The 21,662-nt window shown below is 64.3% G+C and carries 18 protein-coding genes; 10 read left to right on the top strand and 8 right to left on the bottom strand.

Features of this window, described 5'->3' with window-relative positions:
* The first annotated feature begins 46 nt into the window (after positions 1 to 46).
* The 4 genes from LB566_RS23885 to LB566_RS23870 all read left to right on the top strand — a co-directional run bounded on the left by LB566_RS23885 (position 47) and on the right by LB566_RS23870 (position 5,515).
* Positions 47 to 343, top strand: a complete 297-nt coding sequence (locus tag LB566_RS23885) for a sarcosine oxidase subunit delta (RefSeq protein ID WP_140551334.1) — start codon at positions 47 to 49, stop codon at positions 341 to 343.
* Entirely contained in the window at positions 340 to 3,333 is a 2,994-nt protein-coding gene (locus tag LB566_RS23880; RefSeq protein WP_224627825.1) for a sarcosine oxidase subunit alpha, read from the top strand. The genes LB566_RS23885 and LB566_RS23880 overlap by 4 nt, the downstream gene beginning before the upstream one ends.
* Positions 3,326 to 3,913, top strand: coding sequence for a sarcosine oxidase subunit gamma family protein (gene soxG, locus LB566_RS23875; RefSeq protein WP_224627816.1), 588 nt, complete (start codon positions 3,326 to 3,328; stop codon positions 3,911 to 3,913). Before LB566_RS23880 ends, soxG begins: the two co-directional genes overlap by 8 nt.
* A 159-nt stretch (positions 3,914 to 4,072) precedes the next feature.
* Complete coding sequence (locus LB566_RS23870; RefSeq protein WP_224627813.1) at positions 4,073 to 5,515, top strand: MFS transporter; 1,443 nt, start codon at positions 4,073 to 4,075, stop codon at positions 5,513 to 5,515.
* A 28-nt stretch (positions 5,516 to 5,543) separates the two neighbouring features.
* On the opposite strand, the gene LB566_RS23865 is transcribed toward LB566_RS23870, so the two are convergent.
* Positions 5,544 to 6,248 (bottom strand): nitroreductase, encoded by a 705-nt coding sequence (locus LB566_RS23865; protein WP_181172497.1) that lies wholly within the window; start codon positions 6,246 to 6,248, stop codon positions 5,544 to 5,546.
* A gap of 224 nt (positions 6,249 to 6,472) precedes the next feature.
* Between LB566_RS23865 and LB566_RS23860 the strand changes: the two genes are divergently transcribed.
* Genes LB566_RS23860 through LB566_RS23845 form a run of 4 tightly spaced genes read left to right on the top strand, consistent with a single transcriptional unit; the run spans position 6,473 to position 13,137 of the window.
* Positions 6,473 to 7,015, top strand: coding sequence for a helix-turn-helix domain-containing protein (locus LB566_RS23860; protein ID WP_181172510.1), 543 nt, complete (start codon positions 6,473 to 6,475; stop codon positions 7,013 to 7,015).
* Between the two features lie 31 nt (positions 7,016 to 7,046).
* A complete protein-coding gene (locus LB566_RS23855) occupies positions 7,047 to 9,500 on the top strand; it encodes an FAD-dependent oxidoreductase (RefSeq protein ID WP_224627811.1) in 2,454 nt (817 codons plus the stop codon).
* Positions 9,500 to 10,681 (top strand): pyridoxal phosphate-dependent aminotransferase, encoded by a 1,182-nt coding sequence (locus LB566_RS23850; protein WP_224627808.1) that lies wholly within the window; start codon positions 9,500 to 9,502, stop codon positions 10,679 to 10,681. The genes LB566_RS23855 and LB566_RS23850 overlap by 1 nt, the downstream gene beginning before the upstream one ends.
* On the top strand, positions 10,678 to 13,137 hold the full coding sequence (locus tag LB566_RS23845) for an FAD-dependent oxidoreductase (protein WP_224627806.1): 2,460 nt from the start codon (positions 10,678 to 10,680) through the stop codon (positions 13,135 to 13,137). Before LB566_RS23850 ends, LB566_RS23845 begins: the two co-directional genes overlap by 4 nt.
* Before the next feature lie 170 nt (positions 13,138 to 13,307).
* Here the strand turns inward: LB566_RS23845 and LB566_RS23840 are convergent, their stop codons facing one another.
* From LB566_RS23840 to LB566_RS23810, 7 genes are all read right to left on the bottom strand, one after another.
* On the bottom strand, positions 13,308 to 13,895 hold the full coding sequence (locus LB566_RS23840; RefSeq protein ID WP_140639067.1) for an NAD(P)H-dependent oxidoreductase: 588 nt from the start codon (positions 13,893 to 13,895) through the stop codon (positions 13,308 to 13,310).
* Positions 13,895 to 14,476: an NAD(P)H-dependent oxidoreductase gene (locus LB566_RS23835; protein WP_140639068.1), complete on the bottom strand. Its 582-nt coding sequence runs from the start codon at positions 14,474 to 14,476 to the stop codon at positions 13,895 to 13,897. The genes LB566_RS23840 and LB566_RS23835 overlap by 1 nt, the downstream gene beginning before the upstream one ends.
* Positions 14,477 to 14,681: 205 nt before the next feature.
* On the bottom strand, positions 14,682 to 16,085 hold the full coding sequence (locus LB566_RS23830) for an FAD-binding oxidoreductase (protein WP_224628031.1): 1,404 nt from the start codon (positions 16,083 to 16,085) through the stop codon (positions 14,682 to 14,684).
* On the bottom strand, positions 16,085 to 17,386 hold the full coding sequence (locus LB566_RS23825; RefSeq protein WP_224627803.1) for a cytosine deaminase: 1,302 nt from the start codon (positions 17,384 to 17,386) through the stop codon (positions 16,085 to 16,087). Before LB566_RS23825 ends, LB566_RS23830 begins: the two co-directional genes overlap by 1 nt.
* 91 nt (positions 17,387 to 17,477) lie before the next feature.
* Positions 17,478 to 18,326, bottom strand: coding sequence for an ABC transporter permease (locus LB566_RS23820; RefSeq protein ID WP_140495613.1), 849 nt, complete (start codon positions 18,324 to 18,326; stop codon positions 17,478 to 17,480).
* Complete coding sequence (locus LB566_RS23815; protein WP_224627801.1) at positions 18,313 to 19,134, bottom strand: ABC transporter ATP-binding protein; 822 nt, start codon at positions 19,132 to 19,134, stop codon at positions 18,313 to 18,315. The genes LB566_RS23820 and LB566_RS23815 overlap by 14 nt, the downstream gene beginning before the upstream one ends.
* A gap of 11 nt (positions 19,135 to 19,145) precedes the next feature.
* Positions 19,146 to 20,150 (bottom strand): ABC transporter substrate-binding protein, encoded by a 1,005-nt coding sequence (locus LB566_RS23810; protein WP_224627791.1) that lies wholly within the window; start codon positions 20,148 to 20,150, stop codon positions 19,146 to 19,148.
* Positions 20,151 to 20,419: 269 nt separating this feature from the next.
* Here LB566_RS23810 and LB566_RS23805 point away from each other — a divergent pair, with 269 nt between their 5' ends.
* Both LB566_RS23805 and LB566_RS23800 read left to right on the top strand, forming a co-directional pair.
* Positions 20,420 to 20,803 carry a RidA family protein gene (locus LB566_RS23805; RefSeq protein ID WP_140639074.1) on the top strand — a complete coding sequence of 128 codons (384 nt, stop codon included), beginning with the start codon at positions 20,420 to 20,422 and terminating at the stop codon, positions 20,801 to 20,803.
* A 55-nt stretch (positions 20,804 to 20,858) separates the two neighbouring features.
* A complete protein-coding gene (locus LB566_RS23800; protein ID WP_224627789.1) occupies positions 20,859 to 21,659 on the top strand; it encodes a creatininase family protein in 801 nt (266 codons plus the stop codon).
* Positions 21,660 to 21,662: the final 3 nt, after the last annotated feature.

Here is a 21,662-nt window from a genome sequence, read left to right as displayed (position 1 = left end):
GATCTCACTAAGGCTCCGTTGAGCAAGGCTGCACCAGGAATATCCGATGTTGATCACTTGTCCCTATTGCGGCCCGCGCGACGTCATCGAGTTCACCTACCAGGGTGACGGCAACCGCGAGCGTCCCGACCCCGCCTCGCAGAACTTCGAAGCCTGGAATGCCTATGTCTATGACCGGCTGAACCCGGCCGGAGACCACAACGAGATCTGGCAGCATTCCGGCGGCTGCCGCGTGCATCTCAGGGTCGTGCGCAACACGCTGACGCACGAGATTTCCAGCGTCGCCTTCGCGCGCGGCGATCACGGCTCGGTCGCGCGGCGCAAGGCGGAGGGCAAATCGTGAGCCCGCGCCGCACCGAGACCGGCGGCCGCATCGACCGGCTGAAGGTCATCCGCTTCACCTTTGATGGCGAGCCCTACACCGGCCATGCCGGCGATACGCTGGCTTCGGCGCTGCTGGCCAACGGCGTCACGCTTTACGGGCGCTCGTTCAAATACCACCGCCCGCGCGGTCTCCTGACATCGGGCGTGGAAGAGCCGAACGCGCTGGTGACGGTGCTGAAGGGCGAGGTTCGCGAGCCTAACGTCGCGGCGACCATGGTCGAGCTTCATGACGGGTTGGTCGCCGTCAGCCAGAACCGTTTTCCCTCGCTGGCCTGGGACGTCAGCGCCGTGAACCAGCTCGGCGGCAAGCTCCTGTCGGCCGGCTTCTACTACAAGACCTTCATGGGTCCGGTGATCGGGCCGCTGAAGGGCACGCGCTTCTGGATGTTCTGCGAGCATTTCATCCGCCGCGCCGCCGGGCTCGGCCGTGCCGGCTCCGCAGCCGACCCGGCGCGCTATGAGCGCATGAACGCCTTTTGCGACGTGCTGGTGGTCGGCTCCGGCCCCGCCGGCCTGATGGCAGCCAAGGCCGCCGCTGACCAGGGAGCGCGTGTCATACTTGCCGAACTCGATCCGCGTTTCGGCGGCTCGGCCAACTGGTCGAACGAGACGATCGATGACCTGCCGGCGGCCGACTGGGCCAGGCGAACCGTGGCCCAGCTCGAGGGTTACGATAATGTCCGGCTTCTGCCGCGCACCACGGTCTGGGGCTACTACGACAGCAATACGCTCGCCGCCCTTGAGCGGGTCACCGATCACAAGGAGACACCCGGCAAGGGCGAACCGCGCCATCGCTATTGGGCGATCCGCGCCCGATCGGTGGTGCTGGCCACCGGCGCTTTCGAACGGCCGCTTGTATTCCCGGGCAATGACCGCCCGGGCGTGATGCTGGCGCATGCCGCGGAGCGCTACGCCAACGAATTCGGCGTGCTGGCGGGGCAGACGATCGCTCTGTTCACCAACAATGACAGCGCCTATCGCTGCGCCCTGGCGCTGAAGAAGGCCGGCGCGCGGATTGCCGCGATTGTCGATGTCCGCCCCGAGCTTTCGGGCGAAATGCGCAAGCTGGCCGAGGAAACCGAAGCCGAGATCTTTCCCGGCCATGCCGTGATCGCCACCGAGGGGGGCAAGGCGCTCTCCGGCGTCAAGCTGCAGCGCTTCGACATGGCCAACGGCGCGCTCACCGGCGACGCCCGCAGCATCCATGCCGACTGCCTCTTGATGTCGGGCGGCTGGTCGCCAACCATCCATCTGGCCAGCCAGGCCGGCGCCAAGGCGGAGTGGAATGCCGCCCGGCAAGCCTTCCTGCCGCCGAAGCCGACACAGAACTGGATTGGCGCAGGCGCCTTCACCGGCAGCTTTTCCACCGCCGAAGCGGTGAGCGAGGGCCGCGCCGCGGGCCTTGCCGCGTCAGGCGCGCAAGCCACGCCGGCCGCGCTGCCTTCGGTCGAAGCCGTACCTTGCGATCCCGACCCGGCGCCGGTGTTCGAGATCAAGGCCAGCGGCAAGAGCTTCGTCGACTTCCAGCACGACGTGACGTCGGAGGACGTGCGGCTGGCGCACCGCGAAGGCTTCGTCTCGGTCGAGCATCTGAAACGCTACACCACGCTCGGCATGGCGACCGACCAGGGCAAGAATTCCAACGTTGCCGGCCTTGCCATCATGGCCGAGGCGCTGGGCACGCCGATCCCGGAAGTCGGCACCACGCGCTTCCGGCCGCCTTTTGCGCCGGTTTCGATCGGATCGCTGGCGGCGGAGCGCTTCGGCGACCTGAAGCCTGAACGGCTGACGCCGATGCATGACTGGCATGTCGCCAATGGCGCGACCATGTATTCCGCCGGCCTGTGGTACCGGCCGATGATCTATGGCCTTGCCGGCGAGACGGTCGAGCAGGCCTATGTGCGCGAGGCCAGGGCGACGCGCGAAAGCGCCGGCATCGTCGATGTTTCGACGCTGGGCAAGATCGCCGTGCAAGGTCCGGACGCCGCCGAATTCCTCGACCGTGTCTACACTAATATGTTTTCCACGCTGGCCATCGGCAAGGCCCGCTACGGGTTGATGTTGCGCGAGGACGGGCTGGCCTTCGACGACGGCACCACATGGCGGCTTGGCGAACAGGATTTCCTGATGACCACCACCACGGCCAATGCCGGCAAGGTGATGCAGCATCTGGAATATTTCCTCGATGTGATCTGGCCGGAGCTCAAGGTTCATGTCACCTCCGTGACCGACCAGTGGGCGGGTGCAGCGATCGGCGGGCCTAAAGCCAGGCAGATCCTGGCCGGCTGCGTCGCCGGCACCGCTGTCGACAACGCGGCGCTGCCGTTCATGGGCATCGTGCATGGCCAGATCGCTGGCGTGCCGGTGATGATCTGCCGGCTGTCCTTCTCCGGCGAAATGGCGTTCGAGGTTTATTGCGGCGCCGACCATGGCACCCATGTCTGGGAAGCGCTTGTCGAGGCCGGCAAGCCGTTCGGCCTGGTAACCTACGGACTGGAAGCCCTGGGCACGATGCGCATCGAGAAAGGCCACGTGACGGGCGCCGAGATCGACGGCCGCACCACGGCGCGCGACCTGCATCTCGACTGGATGCTGTCGAAGAAGAAGCCGTTTATCGGCTCGGCGATGATGGACCGCGAGGGCCTCATCTCCCCCGACCGGCTGGAACTTGTCGGCCTGGTCGCGCTCGACAACAGGCCGCTCAACGGAGGCGCGCATATCGTCGAGGAGCTTGACGAGTCCAACCCGCACGGCTCCATCGGCCACATCACGGCCTGCTGCTATTCGCCGGCGCTCGGCAAGCACATCGCATTGGCGCTGGTCAAAGGCGGCAAGGCCAGGCACGGCTCGCGCGCCCATGTCTCCGATCCGCTGCGCAACCGGTTCGGGCCGGTCGAGATCGTTTCCAACCATTTCTACGATCCGGACGGGAGCCGCATGCATGGTTGAGCGCCTTTCACCGCTGGAACCGGAATTCCATGTCGGCTCGCACGGCGATTTCGAACATGGTGTCGAAGTCATCCTGACCGAGACGAGGCCGGGCTCGATCGTGCAGCTCGCCGCCTGGCCGGGCGAAGAGAAGAAACTGATATCGGGCATCCGCGCCGTCACCGGGCTTACGTTGCCCGACGGTGCCGGCGGCGGCGCCACCAATGGCGCCAAATCGGCATTCGGTTTCGCACCGGGAAAGTTTACCGTAGCCGACGAAGCCGAGGGGCTGGCCGCGGCTTTCGCGGGCGTGGTGACCCCCGCCATCGGCACGGTGACCGATCTTTCGCATGGCCGCGCCGTGATCCGCATCGCCGGACCGAAGGCCGAGTGGGTGCTGGCGAAATTCTTCGCCATCGATTTCGCGCTGCCGGCCTTCCCGCTCGGCGCCGGCCGCTCGACCACCCATCACGATATCTTCGCCCAGATCCAGCGCACCGGCGGCGACCAGTTCGACATCTACGTCTTCCGCTCCTTCGCGCGCTCATTCTGGAAGGCGCTGTGTCACGCCAGCGAGGAAGTCGGCTACGAGGTGCAGTAAGCGCGCCTCGACGGATTCTGGCATCAAGGCCGGCCGGCTCTGACGCTACAGCAATGCGCCGGGGGCCCTCATACTGGCAGGATACGACCGTCAAGCCGGTCCGAAGGGTAACAAAACCCATCTCCAGAATCCGCGCATCCGTTTGGTTCGAATATCTCCATGACCGCAGAAATATCCGCCGGCGCCACCGATCGCGCCGATGTGTCGGCCAGGGCCACGCTCCTGCTGCCGCTGACGGTTGCGTGCGGCGTGTTCATGACCAGCCTCGACCAGAACGTCGTGGTGACCGCGCTGCCCGGCATCAGCGAAAGCCTTGGCCGTCCACCAAGCCAGCTTGGCCTGCTGATCACCGTCTATGTCGCCAGCCTGATCATCTCGATGCCGCTTGGCGGCTGGGCCGCCGACCGCTTCGGCCTGCGCAACGTCTACTGCTTTGCGCTGCTGGTCTTCGCCGCCTCGTCGGCGCTGTGCGGCCTGTCGAACAATATCTGGACGCTGGTCGGCGCCCGCGCGCTGCAGGGGTTCGGCGGCGCGCTGATGGGCACGCTCGGCCAGGTCGTCATCCTGTCGACCTTCCCTCGAAGCCGGACGCTGAAGATCAATATGTATATCTCGCTGGCCGGCCAGTCCGGCCCGCTGGTCGGTCCGCTCGTGGGCGGCGCGCTGACCACCTACATCTCCTGGCGCTGGATCTTCTTCATCAACGTGCCCTTCGCGCTGGCGGCGGCTGTCCTTGCCGCCTCGCTGTTTCCGACGGTGACCAAACCCGTGCGCACGCCGTTCGATTTCCCGGGCTTCCTGCTGGTCGGCAGCGGCATGGTCCTGCTGGTCTTCGGCATGGATTCGCTGGCGGCGAAAGATGCGGCCGCCGGCGTGATCGCGGCCGAGCTTGCCCTGGCGCTGGTCATCCTGACGGTCGCCTCGTTCTATTGCCTGCGCGTGCGCAACCCCCTGCTCGACCTCAAGCTCCTGCGCATCCGCACCTTCCGCATCTCCTTCCTCACCGGCGGCGGTCTGGACACGATCGGCCTCAGCTCCGTCGTCTTCCTGCTGCCGCTGATGTTCCAGCTCGGCTTCGGCATGAGCGCGGTGCAGGCGGGCTCGCTGACATTCGTCGCCGCGGTCGGGTCGGTGGTGATGCGTGTCTTCATGCCACGCCTCCTCAACCGCTTCGGCTTCCGCCGCGTGCTGGTCTTCAATACCCCAGTCGTTGCCGCGATGGTTGCGGGCTTTGCCCTGATGCAGGCGACCACACCGGTGTGGATCGTGCTTGCCTATATCTTCATCTTCGGCGTCTTCCGTTCCGCGCAATGGGCGTCGACCGGCAACCTTGCCTATTCCGATATCGCGCCCGAGCAGCTCGCCCGCTTCAGCGCGCTCTATTACATATTGTGGCAACTGGCGGTGGCGATCAGCGTCGGCCTCGCCGCCGCGGCACTATCGTTTCTGGCCGGCGGCGGTCCGGCCGTCGCCAATGACTTCCGGATACTGTTCGTGATCGAGGGTGTCATCACACTGTGCGCGCTATCAGCCTATCTCAAGCTGACGCCGCAGGATGGCGCCCATGTCAGCGGCCATGGCGCCCCGATGAACACGGAATAGCGGATGTCGCAGCGCAGGCACAATCGGCCTACTCGCTGAACGTCACCCATTCCTCCAGCGGCACGCGGTCGGTGCGGAAGGCGTTTTCGGGCTTCGACGTATCTTCATAACCGAGCGCCATGCCGCAGACGACGATCTCCTCGTCGGGGATGCCGAGCACCGGCCTGATCTGCCGGTGATAGGGCGCGAACGCCGCCTGCGGACAGGTGTGCAGGCCCCTGCCCCGCGCGGCAACCATGATGTTCTGCAGGAACATGCCGTAGTCGATCCAGGAACCCTGGTTGAGGCGGCGGTCGATGGTGAAGATCATGCCGACCGGTGCGTCGAAGAAGACGAAGTTGCGGTCGTGCTGGGCGCGCATCTTGTCGACCTCGCGGCGGCCGATGCCGAGTGCGCCGTAGAGCCCGAAACCGTTGGCGCGGCGGCGGGTCAGGTAGGGTTCGAAGAACTGCGTGGGATAATAGCGATATTCGTCCCAGTCGGCCTTTTCGGCGCGGATGCCGGAATTCAGGATGGCATCCGATATGCGCTGCTTGGTGTCGCCCTTGGTGACATAGACCCGCCATGGCTGCATGTTGGTGCCGGAGGGCGCGCGCGCCGCAACCGCCAGTATGTCGCGGATCGTATCGTCGTCGACCATGTCGGGCAGAAAAGCGCGCACCGACCGGCGCGATACGATCGCGTCGTCGACGATATCGGCATCGTCAGCGATTCGAGCCTTCTTTTCCAGCATGGGCCGTCCCTTACCCTGTGTCCCGATCGGACGTCCCCACTCGCCGTTCGCGGCCGAGCCTTTGCATGAACCGCCAAAATCGCGCAAGCAAATCTTGTGCACCCGTGAAAATCCGCTTGATTTTTTCACCGCTCCGGCATCTCATGAAATTTGATTGGATTTTTTCACGAGGGCACGATTTGCCTCCAGCTACAGCGAAAGCATTGCAGGGAAATTACGAGCGATTGCTGGCCGGCGATATCAGGGCGCTGCGCAAGGCGCGTGGCCTGACGCTTGCCGAGATCGCCCTGAAACTCGGTCGGTCGGTCGGCTGGGTCAGCCAGGTCGAACGCGGCCTGTCGACACCGTCGCTCAGTGACCTCAGGGCCTTCGGCGAACTGTTCGGCGTGCCGGTCAGCCTGTTCTTCGGCCACGACGTCCCCGTCGAAAGCGAGCGCGGCGCGGTCGTGCGCGCCGGCAGCCGCCGCACCCTTGGCACAAGCGAATCCGGCCTCATGGAGGAGCTTCTGTCGCCCGATCTCGGCGGTAGCTTCGAGATGCTGCGTTCGGTCTTCGCCCCGGGCGCCGAACTCAGGACGGAGGCGCGTCGGCCGACCGAAGAGGCTGGATATGTCGTGTCGGGGACGTTCGACATCGAAATATCGGGGACATGGCATCGCCTCGGCGAAGGCGATTCCTTTCGCTTCGAGGGCAAGCCTTTCCGCTGGCGCAATCCGGGAATGGAGCCGGCGGTCGTCATCTGGGTGGTTTCGCCGCCGGTTTATTGAATGAAAATTGGACCAAGGGTTGGAGAAGAACATGGCCGGTTTGCCGAGCACGGCACGCGTGGTGATCATCGGAGGCGGTGTCGTCGGCGCCTCCTCGCTTTACCATCTCGCCAAGGCGGGCTGGACCGACTGCGTTCTCCTGGAAAAGAACGAACTCACCTCCGGCTCGACCTGGCATGCCGCCGGCAATGTGCCGACCTTCTCCTCGTCCTGGTCGCTGATGAACATGCAGCGCTATTCGACCGAGCTCTATCGCGGGCTGGCCGAGGCCGTCGACTATCCCATGAACTACCATGTCACCGGCTCGCTGCGTCTTGCCCACACGCAAGAGCGCATGCAGGAGTTCCAGCGCGCCAAGGGCATGGGCCGCTACCAGGGCATGGACATCGAGATTGTCGGCCCGGACGAGATCAAGCGCCGGTATCCCTTCATCGAGACGCATGAGCTGAAAGGCGCCCTCTACGACCCGAGCGACGGCGACATAGACCCGGCGCAGCTGACCCAGGCACTGGCCAAGGGCGCGCGCGACATGGGTGCCCGGATCATACGCTTCTGCCCGGTGACAGGCGTGCGCCGCGACAAGGACGAGTGGGTGGTTGTAACAGCGCAAGGCGAGATCCGCTGCGAGATCGTCGTCAACGCCGCCGGCTACCGTGCCGCCGAAGTCGGAAAAATGTTCGGCCGCGAAGTGCCGATGATGGTAATGAGCCATCAGTACATATTGTTCGAGGAGATCCCCGAACTCGCCGCATGGTCGAAGGAACAGGGCAGAAAGCTGCCGCTGCTGCGCGACGTCGACACTTCCTACTATCTGCGCCAGGAAAAGAACGGGATGAATCTGGGCCCCTATGAGCGCAATTGCCGCGCGCATTGGACTGGTCACAACGACCCGATGCCGGAGGATTTTTCCTTCCAGCTTTTCCCCGACGATCTCGACCGGCTGGAGCATTATCTGGCAGATGCCGTCGCTCGCGTGCCGATCCTGGGTACCGCCGGCCTGTCCAAGGTCATCAACGGCCCGATCCCCTATGCGCCGGACGGCAATCCGCTGATCGGGCCGATGCCGGGAGTCCCCAACGCGTTCGAGGCCTGCGTCTTCACCTTCGGCATCGCGCAAGGCGGCGGTGCAGGCAAGGTGCTGGCCGAATGGATCACTGAGGGCCAGACCGAATGGGACATGTGGTCCTGCGACCCGCGCCGCTTCACATTCTTCGCTTCGGCGCCGGATTATTGCGTTGCCAAAGGCATGGAGATCTACGGCAACGAATACGCCATCCAGTTTCCGCGCCATGCCTGGCCGGCGGGACGCGACAGGAAATTGTCGCCGATCCATGATCGCATCAAGGCGTTCGGCGCCCGCTTCGACGCCTATAATGGCTGGGAGCGCGCCACCTGGTATGCGCAGGATGGCGACGACGTCTCCGAGGAAGCAACGCTCACCTTCCGTCGCGACGGGTCGTGGCAGCACCGCGTGCGCGAGGAATGCCTGGCCGTTCGCGACGCCGCCGGCATACTCGACCTGCCGGGTTTTTCGCGCTTCAACCTCGAAGGTCCGGGCGCCGCCGAATGGCTGAGCCGGCAAGTGACCGGCCTCGTGCCGAAGCCCGGCCGCATCGGTCTCGTCTATTTCTCCGACGACAAGGGCCGCATCGTCACTGAAATGTCGGTCGTGCGCCATGGCGAGGAGTCCATGACGCTGATCACTGCGGCGGTTGCGCAATGGCATGACTTCGAATGGCTGGAATCGCACATGCCCAAGGATGCGACTTTCAAGCTGATCGACCGGACCGAGGAATTCTCCACCCAAATCCTGGCCGGACCCAAGTCGCGGGAAATCCTCGCAGCCGTCTGTGAGGCCGACCTGACCTTGCCGTGGCTGACGCATCAGGAAACTGATATCGCCGGGCGCTGGGCGAAGCTGGTACGCGTCTCCTTCGCCGGCGAACTCGGCTGGGAAATCCACACCAGGGTCGACGACACCGCCGCCGTTTTCGACACCATCTGCGCGGCGGGACAGCCGCACGGCCTGAAACCGTTCGGCATGTACGCGCTGGATTCGTTGCGGCTTGAAAAGGGCTACCGCACCTGGAAAGGCGACCTCTCGACCGACTACTCGATCCTGCAAGGCGGGCTCGAGCGCTTCGTCAAATGGGACAAGCCCGGTTTCCGCGGCAAGGTGGCACTGCAGAACGAGAAGCAGCAGGGCGTCAGGAAGCGCTTCGTCACGCTGGTGGTCGAAAACCCCGGCGATTGCGACGCACCCTACATGTCGACGCTGTGGCATGACGACCAGATCGTCGGCGAGACGACGTCAGGCGGCTGGGGCCACCGCGTCGGCAAGTCGATCGCGCTCGGCATGCTGCGCGCCGACCTGGCGGAGCCCGGCACATCGGTCGAAGTCGAGATCTTCGGCGACCGCTTCAAGGCGGTCGTGCAGAAGGACGAGCCCTTGTGGGATCCGAAGAACGAAAGGTTGAGAGCCTGATGCCAAAACCATCATCGCGCATTTCAGGCATCGTGCCGTCGGGCAAGGATGGCTGGGAAGTCCACTTCGCCGCATGGGCCCGCAAGGAGGCCGGCGAGGACATCATCATGCTGTCGGTCGGCGATCACGATTTCGATACGCCTTCCGAAACGATCGAGGCCTGCGTGACCGCGGTTCGCGGCAGCAATCACCACTACACCCCCCTGCCCGGCCTGCCGCGCTTGCGCAAGGCCATGGCGGCCGCCTCGGGCGCCTGCACGGGGGTCGAGACGACGCCGGACCAGGTCATCGCCACGCCGGGCGGCCAGGCGGCGCTCTACGCCGCCGTGCAGGCCGTGCTCGACCCGGGCGACCACGCCATCGTGGTTGCGCCATACTACGCGACCTACCCCAACACCTTCAGCGCCGCGGGCGCGACCTTCACGGTTGTCGAGACGCCGGCCGAGGACGGTTTTCAGCCCCGCGCCGACATGATCCGCGCGGCATTGCGGCCGAATACGCGTGCCATCCTGATCAACACGCCGAACAATCCGACCGGAGCCGTCTATTCGCGCGAACGGCTGGAACAACTGGCCGAGGTCTGCCGCGAGCACGATTTGTGGCTGCTGTCAGACGAAGTCTATTGGACGCTCGGCGGCGGCGAGCACATCTCGCCGCGTTCCCTGCCCGGCATGGCCGAGCGCACGCTGGTCGTCAATTCCATGTCCAAAAGCCACGGCATGACCGGCTGGCGCATGGGCTGGCTGACCGGCCCGAGCGAGATGATCTCGCTGCTGACCAACCTCAATCTGGTGACGACCTACGGCCTGCCGGCCTTCATCTCGATAGCCTGCACCGAGGCGCTGGAGAAGGGTTATGGCGTGAAGGAAATCGCCGAACGCTATGCGGCGCGACGCGCCGTCCTGCTCGACGCCGTGCGCGGCATGAACGATGTGGGCGTGCGCGGCTCCGAAGGCGGCATGTATGTCATGCTCGACATATCGGCCGTCGAATCCGACGACGAGAAGTTCGCCTTCGCCTTCCTCGACAAGGAGAAGGTCGGCGTCATGCCCGGCTCCAGCTTCGGCGAGGCCGCAGCCGGCCATATCCGCATCAGCCTGTGCCAGCCGGAACCCGTCCTGCGGGAAGCAGCACTCCGGCTGCGCCGCTTTGTCTCCAGCTATCGCCGCGAGGCCGCATGAACATCGCTTCCCCCCGGACCATTCCCGCCAAAGCCCGTGCGGTTATCATCGGCGGCGGCGTTTCCGGCTGCTCGGTCGCCTATCACCTGGCCAAGCTCGGCTGGACCGACATCGTGCTTCTGGAGCGCAAGCAACTGACCTCGGGCACGACATGGCACGCCGCCGGCCTGATCGGCCAGTTGCGCGGCTCGCAGAATATGACGCGTCTGGCGAAATATTCGGCCGACCTCTACGTCAAGCTGGAAGCCGAGACCGAGGTCGGCACCGGCATGCGCCAGGTCGGCTCGATCACCGTCGCGCTGACCGAGGAGCGCAAGCACGAAATCTACCGTCAGGCTTCACTCGCCCGCGCCTTCGATGTCGACGTGCGCGAGATTTCGCCCAGGGAAGTGAAGGAGATGTACCCGCATCTCAACGTGTCCGACGTCGTCGGCGCCGTGCATCTGCCGCTCGATGGCCAGTGCGACCCGGCCAACATCGCCATGGCATTGGCCAAGGGCGCGCGCCAGCGCGGCGCCACCATCGTGGAGAATGTGAAGGTCACCAAGGTCCACACCAGGGACGGCCGAGTCACCGGCGTGTCCTGGGCCCAGGGCGAGGAGCAAGGCACGATCGAGGCCGACATCGTCGTCAACTGCGCCGGCATGTGGGCGCGCGAACTGGGCGCCCAGAACGGCGTCACCATCCCGCTGCACGCCTGCGAGCATTTTTACCTCGTCACCGAGCCGATCCCGGGGCTGAGCCGCCTGCCGGTGCTGCGCGTGCCCGACGAGTGCGCCTACTACAAGGAAGATGCCGGCAAGATGATGCTCGGCGCCTTCGAGCCGGTGGCCAAGCCGTGGGGCATGGACGGCATAAGCGAGGATTTCTGCTTCGACCAGTTGCCCGAGGACATGGACCATTTCGAGCCGATCCTGGAAATGGGCGTAAACCGCATGCCGATGCTGGCCACCGCCGGCATCCATACCTTCTTCAACGGCCCCGAAAGTTTTACGCCCGACGACCGCTACTATCTCGGCGAGGCGCCGGAACTGCGGGGCTACTGGATGGCGACCGGCTATAATTCGATCGGCATCGTCTCGTCAGGCGGCGCCGGCATGGCGCTGGCGCAGTGGATCAACGACGGTGAGGCACCGTTCGACCTGTGGGAAGTCGACATCCGCCGCGCCCAGCCTTTCCAGAAGAACCGCCGCTACCTCAAGGAGCGCGTCTCCGAAACGCTCGGCCTGCTCTATGCCGATCATTTCCCCTATCGCCAGGTGGTAACGTCGCGCGGCGTGCGCCGTTCGCCCCTGCACGAGCATCTGAAGGCGCGCGGCGCCGTGTTCGGGGAAGTCGCCGGCTGGGAGCGCGCCAACTGGTTCGCGCGCGAAGGCCAGGAGCGCGAATACCGCTATTCCTGGAAGCGGCAGAACTGGTTCGACAACCAGCGCGAGGAGCACCTCGCCGTCCGCAACAAGGTCGGCCTGTTCGACATGACCTCGTTCGGCAAGATCCGCGTCGAAGGCCGTGACGCCTGCGCGTTCCTGCAAAAACTGTGCGCCAACGACATGGACGTGGCGCCAGGCAAGATCGTCTACACGCAGATGCTCAACCGGCGCGGCGGCATCGAGAGCGATCTCACGGTGTCGCGCCTGTCGGAGACGGCCTATTTCCTCGTCGTGCCCGGCGCCACGCTGCAGCGCGACCTCGCCTGGCTGCGCAAGCACCTGACGGATGAATTCGTCGTCATCACCGATGTAACCGCAGCCGAAAGCGTGCTCTGCCTGATGGGCCCGGACGCGCGAAAGCTGATCCAGAAGGTCAGCCCGAACGACTTCTCCAACGAGAACAATCCGTTCGGCACGTTCCAGGAGATCGAGATCGGCATGGGGCTCGCCCGCGCCCACCGTGTCACCTATGTCGGCGAACTTGGCTGGGAGCTCTATGTTTCGACCGACCAGGCGGCCCATGTCTTCGAGGCCATCGATGCGGCCGGCGCCGATGTCGGGCTGAAGCTGTGCGGCCTGCATACGCTCGATTCCTGCCGCATCGAAAAAGCCTTCCGCCATTTCGGCCACGACATCACCGACGAGGACAACGTGCTGGAAGCCGGTCTCGGCTTTGCGGTGAAGACCGCCAAAGCCGATTTCATCGGCCGCGATGCGGTGTTGAAGAAGAAAGAAAGCGGATTGAACCGCCGGCTGGTCCAGTTCCGGCTGAAGGACCCGCAGCCGCTGCTCTTCCACAATGAGGCGATCCTGCGCGACGGCAAGATCGTCGGTCCGATCACCTCAGGCAATTACGGCCACCATCTCGGCGGCGCGATCGGGCTGGGCTATGTGCCCTGCAAGGGGGAGAGCGAGGCGGATGTGCTGGCCTCGTCCTATGAGATCGAGATCGCCGGCGAGCGTTTCGCAGCCGAGGCATCGCTGAAGCCTATGTATGATCCGAAGGCGGAAAGGGTGAAGATGTAGCGCGGTTTTCCCTTCTCCCCTTGTGGGAGAAGGTGGATCGGCGCGCAGCGCCGAGACGGTTGAGGGGTGTTCCAGCGGAGTGAGACGCTGGCGTTCCCTGGAACACCCCTCATCCGACCTCGCTGCGCGAGGCCACCTTCTCCCACAAGGGGAGAAGGGAAGTTCGCCCCTCAAAACCGCTCCAGCTTTGTCCGCACTTTCGCCAGAAACGCCGCCCTCGTCTTCGGCGTCGAGGCGTCCATCAGATAATGCGCCAGGAAGAAGGTCCGGCAGCGCGTGGCGCAGAGCGCCCGCATGCCGCGCAGCAAGGTCTTGCGCCCGGGCTGGCCGACGACGACGCTCCACCAGGTCGGCGCGCCGCAGGTGGTGATGACGCCAACTTTGGTCACATGCCGCATCAGCGATTTGATCCGCCCCTTGCCTGCCGGCAGCTTGAAGGCGACGTCCGTCGCCCACACCCGGTCGAGCCAGCCCTTCAGCATCGCCGGCAGCCCGTACCACCAGGTCGGATAGACGAACAGGATCGCCTCGGCCCAGTTGAGCAGCTCGAAATGCGGCTTCAGCGCAAGGTCCTGCGGCGCCTGGTCGTTGTAGAAACGCCGTTCCTCGCAGCTCATCACTGGATCGAACTTCTCGGCGTAGAGATCGAGCAGCCGCACCTCCCAGCCCCTTCGCGTCAGCACCTCCACAGCGGTGTCGCGGATAGCGGCGCAAAAACTCTCCGGCACCGGATGGCAATAAACCACCAGCGCGCGCATCAGAATCTGTCCATGCTGGCAATGACCTTGGCCAAGAACGCCTTGCGCGTCTCGTCGGTCGAAAGGTTCATCGAATAATGCGCCAGATAGTAAACGGGAGCACCCGGCTTGACCGTGGCACGCAGCACGCGCTTGACCAGTTTGCGCGGCGGGTCGCCCATCAGCAGGGCGCGGAACCGGCTGCCGCCATAGGTGGTGACCGCCGCGATCTTCCTGATGTTGTGCAGCGACGGCTGCGCCTTGCCGTCGATCAGCTTGAAAGACACGCCGGGCAGGAAGACGCGGTCGAAGAACCCTTTCAGGATTGCCGGAAAGCCGTAATTCCAGACCGGATAGGAAAGCACCAGCGCATCGGCGCGCAGCAGGCGGTCGACATACGGCGCCGCAGGGTCGGCGGAACCGCGCGGATTGTGATAGTCCAGCCGTTCTTGGCGAGAGAGCCGCGGGTCGAAATCCTCGGCATAGAGATCGCAGTCGTCAATCGCATGGCCGGCAGCCGTCAGTCGCTCGACGATCGTCCGGTGCAGGCCGGCATTGAAGCTGGTCTCGACCGGATGGGCGTGGAGGACGAGGATGTTCACGGGAAGATATCTCGAAGGTCAGCGCGAGGCGCCCCCGTCTGCCCTGCCGGGCATCTCCCCCTCAAGGGGGGAGATTGGCAGCCCTTACGCCGCGCCTGTGCTTCCAACGTTGGAGATAGGCGAAAGCGGTGGCGCGAATAATCTCCCCCCTTGAGGGGGAGATGGCCGGCAGGCCAGAGGGGGGCGTTCAGGCGCGAACCTCTCCTCATCCCACCCTCTGCAGCCCCTTGAACAGAAAAGTCCGTCCCGAACGGTAGTCATAATCCGGGTTTTCCCAGGCGATCATCTTGCCGGGATTGAGCAGGCCTTGCGGATCGATCTCGCGCTTGAAGGCGAGTTGCACCGCATCGGTCTGCTTCATGCCGCCCTCTTCCAGCGTGTAACGATGCGGGTTGAAGATCGGACAACCATTCTCCTCATGCAGGCGGATGATCTCGTCGAGCCGTGCCTCGGTGGTGAACTTCACCAGCGGCAGGCCGAAGCAGGTGATGTTGCCGTCCAGCCGCACGAACTCCAGATGCGAGAACACTTCGCCCGGAAACATCGCGTCCATCTTCTCGACCAGCGCGAGTTGGTTGGGAAAGGGATAGAGCGATTGCAGATAGGTGATCGAGGAGTCGACCCGCAGCGCCCTGAGCGTTGTGTGGTTCCAGGCCAGCTCATAGGCTGGCGGCAGGCCCTTCTGCTCCTCCGCCGTCGCCGTGGCCGCGTTGAAAATAACCTCGCCGCCGGTGCGCCGCGTGAAAGCGAGGAAGGCGTCCAGCCCGTGCCGCGCCACCATGACGACGCAGATGCTCTGCCCATCCTTCAGGAATTTCTGGTGCCGTTTGAAATAGAGCTGCGGCACGGGTGCCGCGATCGGCGTTATCAGCTTGGTCAGGATGCCGTCCTGGCAGGCCAGCGCATTGCCGTAGCGCGCCGCGTCCATGAAGGCGTGGAAGCCGACGATGATGTCGACCCACTCATAGGCCGCGGTCAGCGGCATTTCGACTTCCGTGATGATGCCGTTTGTGCCGTAGGCGTGCGTCACCTTGTGCAGGTCCTCGCCGGTGAGTTCCAGCGCTCTCGGCTCGGCCTCCATGGTCACCACGCGCAGGCGCAGCACATTGCCGAAATCGCGCAAGCCGCCGAAATTGATCGAACCGACGCCGCCCGAACCGCCGGCGATGAAGCCGCCGATCGAGGCGGTGTTGTAGGTGGAGGGTGAGAGCCGCAATTCCTGCCCGGAATGCGCCCGCGTTGCCTTGTCGATGTCGGCCAGCACCGCGCCCGGCCCCGTCACCACGCGCCCCGGCGCGATCGACTTGACCTCGTTCATCTCGGCAAGGTTGAGCACGACGCCGCCCGAGAGCGGCATCGCCTGGCCGTAATTGCCTGTGCCGCTGCCGCGCGGCGTCACCGGGACGCCGCGCCGGTGACAGGCGGCGAGCACGCGGATCAGCTCGGCCTCGGTCTTCGGTGTCACGACCATGTCGCCGGTGACGTGATCGAGCTGCTGCTTCAGCACCGGGCTGTACCAATAGAAGTCGCGGCTCTTCTGCTGGACGATGGCCGGATTGTCGTCGAGTTTTATCCCGTCGAGATCGCGTTTCAGCGCGGCGATATCCATCATTCCACCATCAGCTCGTCGAGTTCGGCATAGTCGGGCAATTGTCGGTCGATCGCCCGCCCGGCGCGCACCACGATGCGATCCGATTCGGGCCGCGACAGCAATTCGGTCCAGCTGCGGCCCTTGAACACAATGAAATCGGCATCGCCGCCGGAGGCAAGCGTGCCGAAACCATCGAGCCGCATCACATCAGCCGGCGTCGCCGTGACGGCCTGCGGCCAATCGGCGACCGGGTGATCGAAATGCAGGATGCGCGTCGCCATGCGGTAGACCTCCAGCATGTCGAGGTCGCCATAGGCATAGAAGGGATCGCGCGTGTTGTCGGAAGCCACCGCGACCGGAATGCCTCTCGCCTTCATCTCGTGCAGCAGCGTCACCCCGCGCCAGCGCGGCGTGGTTTGACCGCTCCGCCGGTCCTGCAGATAGAGATTGCACATTGGCAGCGACACCACTGCCAGCCCGGCCTTCGCCACCTTGTCCAGCGTGTCCAGCACCTCGAGGTCCGGCTGGCGCGCCAGCGAACAGCAGTGACCGACGAGGATCTTGCCTTCGAACCCGTTCCACAGCGACGCCTCGGCGATTTTCTTCAGCGAGATCGCCGCGACGTCGTCGGTCTCATCGGCATGGAAATCGAGATCGAGGCCATGCTTGATGGCTTGGGCGAAGACATGGTCGAGCAGGTCTTCCAGGTCCGGCACCATGTAGGTGACGACGCCAAGCACGCCCTTGGCGTCGGCCACCCTTTTGGCCAGCCTGTCGAACCAATTCTTGTCGCGCACGCCCTCGATGCCGATCAGACAGGCGCCCTGCAACTCGATGCGGCCGCGCCACCTCTCGCGCATCGTCTCGAACACCGGCCAGGAGATTTCCTCCTGCGGCGGGACACTGTCCAGATGCGTGCGCAGTGCATTGGTGCCGTGCGCGTAGGCGCAGCGCAGCGAGAAATCCATGCGCCGCGCCACGTCCTCGGCGCTCCAGCGGGCAGCGCGGTCCGCACCTGCGGCATTCAGCGCGCCCATGAAAGTGCCGTCGGGATTGGGTTTTCGCGGCCAGATATGGCCCTTGTCGATATGCGTGTGGCAGTCGACGAAGCAGGGCATCACGATACGGCCGGCAAGGTCGACGGCACCGGGCGGCGCCTTCGATCCGGCATGCGCGGCGATGCCTGTGATCTTGCCGTCGGCGACCGAGATATCGGCGAGCGCAAAGCCGTCACCGTCGAAGGGCGCGACAAATCCTGGCGTCAGTGAGCGATGCAGGCGAACATTGGCGAGATGGTAAGAGCCGAAGGTTGGTATCAAGCGTTGCCCCCCTCTCCCCACTTGAGGGGGATATGTCCGGCAGGACAGAGGGCGGCGCCTCGCGCCAGCATCTCAATCACGTCACACACCCCTACCGCTCCTGCTTCAGTGCGCTCTCGTGCCAGCGCCGCAAAATGAGATGCGAAATCAGCGACAGCACGAGGAAGATCAGGATGCCGGTCAGGGAGATCAGGAACAGCGCCGCGAACAGCCTTGGCGCGTTGAGCCGGTAGCCGGCCTCGATGATGCGCGAGGCGAGCCCAGACGACTGGCCGGTAGCGCCGGCCACGAACTCGGCCACCACGGCGCCGATCAGCGACAGGCCGCCGGCGATCTTCAGCCCGCCGAGGAAATACGGCATCGCCGCCGGCAGCCTGAGATAGCGCAATTGCTGCCAGCGCGTCGCGCCGTTGAGCTTGAACAGGTCGCGCAGATTGCGGTCGACGGAGTTGAGGCCGAGGGTGGTGTTGGAGAGGATCGGAAAGAAGGCGACGATCCAGGCGCAGAGCAGAAGCTTGGTCGTCTGGTTGTCGACATAGATGTTGATCAGCGGGAAGATGGCCACGATCGGCGTCACTTGCAGCACGATGGCGAATGGAAAGAACGACATCTCCACCCATTTCGATTGTGCGAACAGCACCGCCAGCCCGACGCCGCCGATGACGGCAAGGAGCAGGCTGAGGAAGGTGATGCGCAAGGTGACCAGCAGTGCGGAGAACAGCAGGCCGGCGTCGTTGTAGAGCGTTGCCAGCACCACGCCGGGTCGCGGCAGTATGTATTGCGGAATTTCGTTCCACACGCAGATACGGTCCCACAGCCAGATCGCCAGGATCATTATCGCCAGCGGCAGGACCCAGCGGCCGATCCGCTCGAGCCGCTCCTGGCGCGCGCGGCGTGCTTCCTCGGGGTCGAGTTTCAACGCACCGTCAATGGCCGTCATGATGCGAACCTGCAATTGAATTGATGGCCTTGACCAGTACGTCGGACGTCTGCCGGCACAGCGCCGCATAATCGGGGGAGGTGCGAAAGGCCTCGTCGCGAGGATAGGCCGCATCGATGGCAAGCTCGTCGAACACCCTGCCTGGCCGCGCCGCCATCACGACAACCCTGTTGGACAAAAACACGCTTTCGAAGACGCTATGCGTGACGAAGACGACGGTGAAGCGCTCGTCCTGCCATAGCTCCAGGAGATCGTTGTTGAGCTTGAAGCGGGTGATTTCGTCGAGCGCCGCGAACGGCTCATCCATCAAAAGCACGCGCGGCTTGGTCACCAGGGCCCGCGCGATCGAGACGCGCATTTTCATGCCACCCGACAGTTCGCGCGGCACGGCGTTCTCGAAGCCGGTGAGATGAACCCTTGCCAGCATCTCGGTCACCACTGGTGCCGCCTTGGCACGGCTGACGCCTTTCAGTCTAAGCGGCAGCCAGACATTGTCGAAGACGCTGGCCCAGGGCAGCAATGTCGGCTCCTGGAACACGAAGCCGATGTTAGAGCGGTCGAGCGAACCGCCCGCACGCCAGTCGAGCATGCCGGAGGTCGGCGTTGACAGGCCGGCGATCAGCCGCAGCGCCGTCGACTTGCCGCAGCCGGACGGCCCGAGCAGGCTGAGGAAATCCCCTTCCCGGATCGTCAGGTCGACGTCGGCGAGCGCCGTCACGCCATTGGAAAAGACCTTGCCGACGCCGCGCAGCGCCAGCAAGGAGGCCGAAGCCTTCACCGGCGCTTGCGCCACCTTTTCTTGCATCATGCCGGAACGGCCTATTTCTTCAGCTCGAGTCCGACGCCCTTGTTGACGAAGGCCAGCGTGTAGGCTTTCGTGATGTCGATGCCGGCGGGCGTGACCTTGGCCTTGACCATCTTGTCGTAAAAACTCTTGATCCGCGCCTCGTTCATAGCGCCGATGCCGAGCTTCTCGGTGTCGCCGGAATCGGCCAGGCCGAACTTCTTCATCTGCTCGATCGAGAAAGCGATCTGCTCATCCGTCATGTCAGGATTGTCTTTCTTGATCAGGTCGTTGGCGGCCTTGTTGTCGCCGTAGAGATATTTGTACCAGCCCTTGGCCGAGCCATCGACGAAGCACTGGACCACCTCCGGCTTCTTGTCGATCGTGTCCTGCATCACCTCGATCGTCGTCGAATAGGTGTCCCAGCCATAGTCGGCGAGCAGGAACTGGTTGGGTACGAAGCCGCCTTCCTTTTTGACCGCGAACGGCTCGGAGGTGACATAGCCTTGCTGGATCGACTTCTTGTTGGCGAGGAAGGGAGCAGTGTTGTAGGTGTAGGGCACGCGCTTGGCCGCGTCGAAGCCGAGTTCGATGATCATCCACTGGAAGAAGGTCTGCGCGCCCTCGTCGCCCAGAATGTATTGCTCGGCGTTCTTCAGGTCCTCCCATTTGTCCAGCCCCTCGCCGGGATGGGACATGATGACCTGCGGATCCTTCTGGAAATCGGCCGCCACCACGCGCATCGGAATGCCTTGCTGGACGGCGTCGAAGGCCGACAGCAGGTTGCCGCCCATGTAGAAATCGATCTTGCCGGCCAGGAGCATCGGCCGGCCGCTGACCTGCGGGCCGCCCTGCATGATGGTGACGTCGAGGCCGCAGGCGGCATAGGTGCCGTCGGCCACGGCCTGGTAGTAGCCGCCATGTTCCGGCTCGGCCAGCCAGTTGGTGCCGAAGGTGACTTTTTCATTTGCCGCGGCACCAAGCGTGCTCGCCGCAAGCACGGCCACCGCCGCTACCGACATCTTCAGTTTTCCGTACATCGACACCACCACCCTTTGTTTGCTCCGGCGCGCCACGCGCCAGGCTCGACACCAGAGATTCAAGAAGCAAGACACATGCCACCGGCGTCTCGCACCGGGACCCGCCCGCCTGCACCACAGCCATCTGCGAACGCCGGAAAGGTCGTGCTGCACCGGAGGCATCGTGCCTATTTTTTAAACGCCTGTCCACAATCGCACCGGCGGCATGCACCGCCATCTTGATGGTACGAGGCATCCGGTCCTAGGCTGCCAGGAGACAGGAGATTGCCATGTTCAAATTTCTGAAGCCAAAGTCGATCAAGCCGCCCTTTGCGCGCTACAGCCACGGCGTCGAGGTGCCGGCTGGAAAGCGTCTGATTCTGTGCTCGGGCCAACTCGGCATCCGTTTCGACGATTTCGTTCCGGAAGACGCCGGCGCCCAGGCCGAGCTTTGCTTCGCCAACATAATCGCCATTTTGGCCGAGGCCGGATTGGGGCTGAAGGATATTGTGCGCATCAACGCCTTCGTGACCGATCGCGCTCATCTCCAATCCTACATGGATGTCCGCAACAGCCTGTTCTCCGATCCCGCACCGGCCTCGACGCTGATGATCGTATCGGGGTTTGCCCGGCCGGAATTCAAGGTCGAGGTGGAAGTGCTGGCGGCAGGGTGATCGACAGGCAGCCCGTCCCGCGCTAGGTCTGCCCGGACAATTGAAGAGGCACGACATGACTGCGAAGAAACGCGTGTGGTGGGGCGACTACCGGACAACCGAATATGCCTCGATCAATCCTGAGGCGACGATCGCCGTGCTGCCGGTGGCGGCGATCGAGCAGCATGGACCGCATCTGCCTGTCTCGACCGATACTTCGATCATGAACGGCATGCTCGACACGGTCATCGCTCGCCTGCCCGACGATCTCGACATCCGCATCCTTCCGATCCAGGCGGTGGGCAAATCGAACGAGCATCTGCATGCGCCGGGCACCCTCACTCTGCCAGCGACGACGCTGGTGGAGGCCTGGACCGAGCTTGGCGTTTCGATCGCGCGGGCCGGCGTGCGCAAGCTGGTCGTCGTCAATTCGCATGGCGGCAATGAGGAGATCATGGGCATCGTCACGCGCGAATTGCGGGTGCGCGAAAGGATGCTGGCGGTCAAGACCAGCTGGCAGCGCTTTGGCCGCCCGGCCGGCATGTACACCGAACTTGAAGACCGCCACGGCATCCATGGCGGCGACGTCGAGACGTCGCTGATGCTGCATTTCCGGCCGGATCTGGTCGACGTGAGCAAGGCCGACAATTTCGTGTCCAATGTCGCGAAGGCCGAGAAGGAATTCTCGCTGCTGCGCCACACCGGCACCCATGCCTTCGCGTGGATCGCCAGCGACTTGAATCCGAACGGCGTGGTCGGCGATGCCAGCATCGCGACCCCTGAAAAAGGCCGGCTGACCGCGGAATATCAGGCCGACGGCTTCATCGGCCTGCTGCGGGATGTTCACAAGGCGAAGCTGGCAGACTGGCTGAAGTAGCCG

This window comes from Mesorhizobium sp. CA13, assembly GCF_020165235.1.
Lineage (GTDB): Bacteria > Pseudomonadota > Alphaproteobacteria > Rhizobiales > Rhizobiaceae > Mesorhizobium.
This window is presented reverse-complemented; position numbering and strand designations above follow the sequence as displayed.

Coding starts and splice junctions, on each gene's coding strand:
- LB566_RS23885 (WP_140551334.1), top strand. CDS start 47: ATGTTGATCACTTGTCCCTATTGCGGCCCGCGCGACGTCATCGAGTTC.
- soxG (WP_224627816.1), top strand. CDS start 3,326: ATGGTTGAGCGCCTTTCACCGCTGGAACCGGAATTCCATGTCGGCTCG.
- LB566_RS23870 (WP_224627813.1), top strand. CDS start 4,073: ATGACCGCAGAAATATCCGCCGGCGCCACCGATCGCGCCGATGTGTCG.
- LB566_RS23865 (WP_181172497.1), bottom strand. CDS start 6,248: ATGCTGGAAAAGAAGGCTCGAATCGCTGACGATGCCGATATCGTCGAC.
- LB566_RS23855 (WP_224627811.1), top strand. CDS start 7,047: ATGGCCGGTTTGCCGAGCACGGCACGCGTGGTGATCATCGGAGGCGGT.
- LB566_RS23850 (WP_224627808.1), top strand. CDS start 9,500: ATGCCAAAACCATCATCGCGCATTTCAGGCATCGTGCCGTCGGGCAAG.
- LB566_RS23845 (WP_224627806.1), top strand. CDS start 10,678: ATGAACATCGCTTCCCCCCGGACCATTCCCGCCAAAGCCCGTGCGGTT.
- LB566_RS23840 (WP_140639067.1), bottom strand. CDS start 13,895: ATGCGCGCGCTGGTGGTTTATTGCCATCCGGTGCCGGAGAGTTTTTGC.
- LB566_RS23830 (WP_224628031.1), bottom strand. CDS start 16,085: ATGGATATCGCCGCGCTGAAACGCGATCTCGACGGGATAAAACTCGAC.
- LB566_RS23820 (WP_140495613.1), bottom strand. CDS start 18,326: ATGACGGCCATTGACGGTGCGTTGAAACTCGACCCCGAGGAAGCACGC.
- LB566_RS23815 (WP_224627801.1), bottom strand. CDS start 19,134: ATGATGCAAGAAAAGGTGGCGCAAGCGCCGGTGAAGGCTTCGGCCTCC.
- LB566_RS23810 (WP_224627791.1), bottom strand. CDS start 20,150: ATGTACGGAAAACTGAAGATGTCGGTAGCGGCGGTGGCCGTGCTTGCG.
- LB566_RS23805 (WP_140639074.1), top strand. CDS start 20,420: ATGTTCAAATTTCTGAAGCCAAAGTCGATCAAGCCGCCCTTTGCGCGC.
- LB566_RS23800 (WP_224627789.1), top strand. CDS start 20,859: ATGACTGCGAAGAAACGCGTGTGGTGGGGCGACTACCGGACAACCGAA.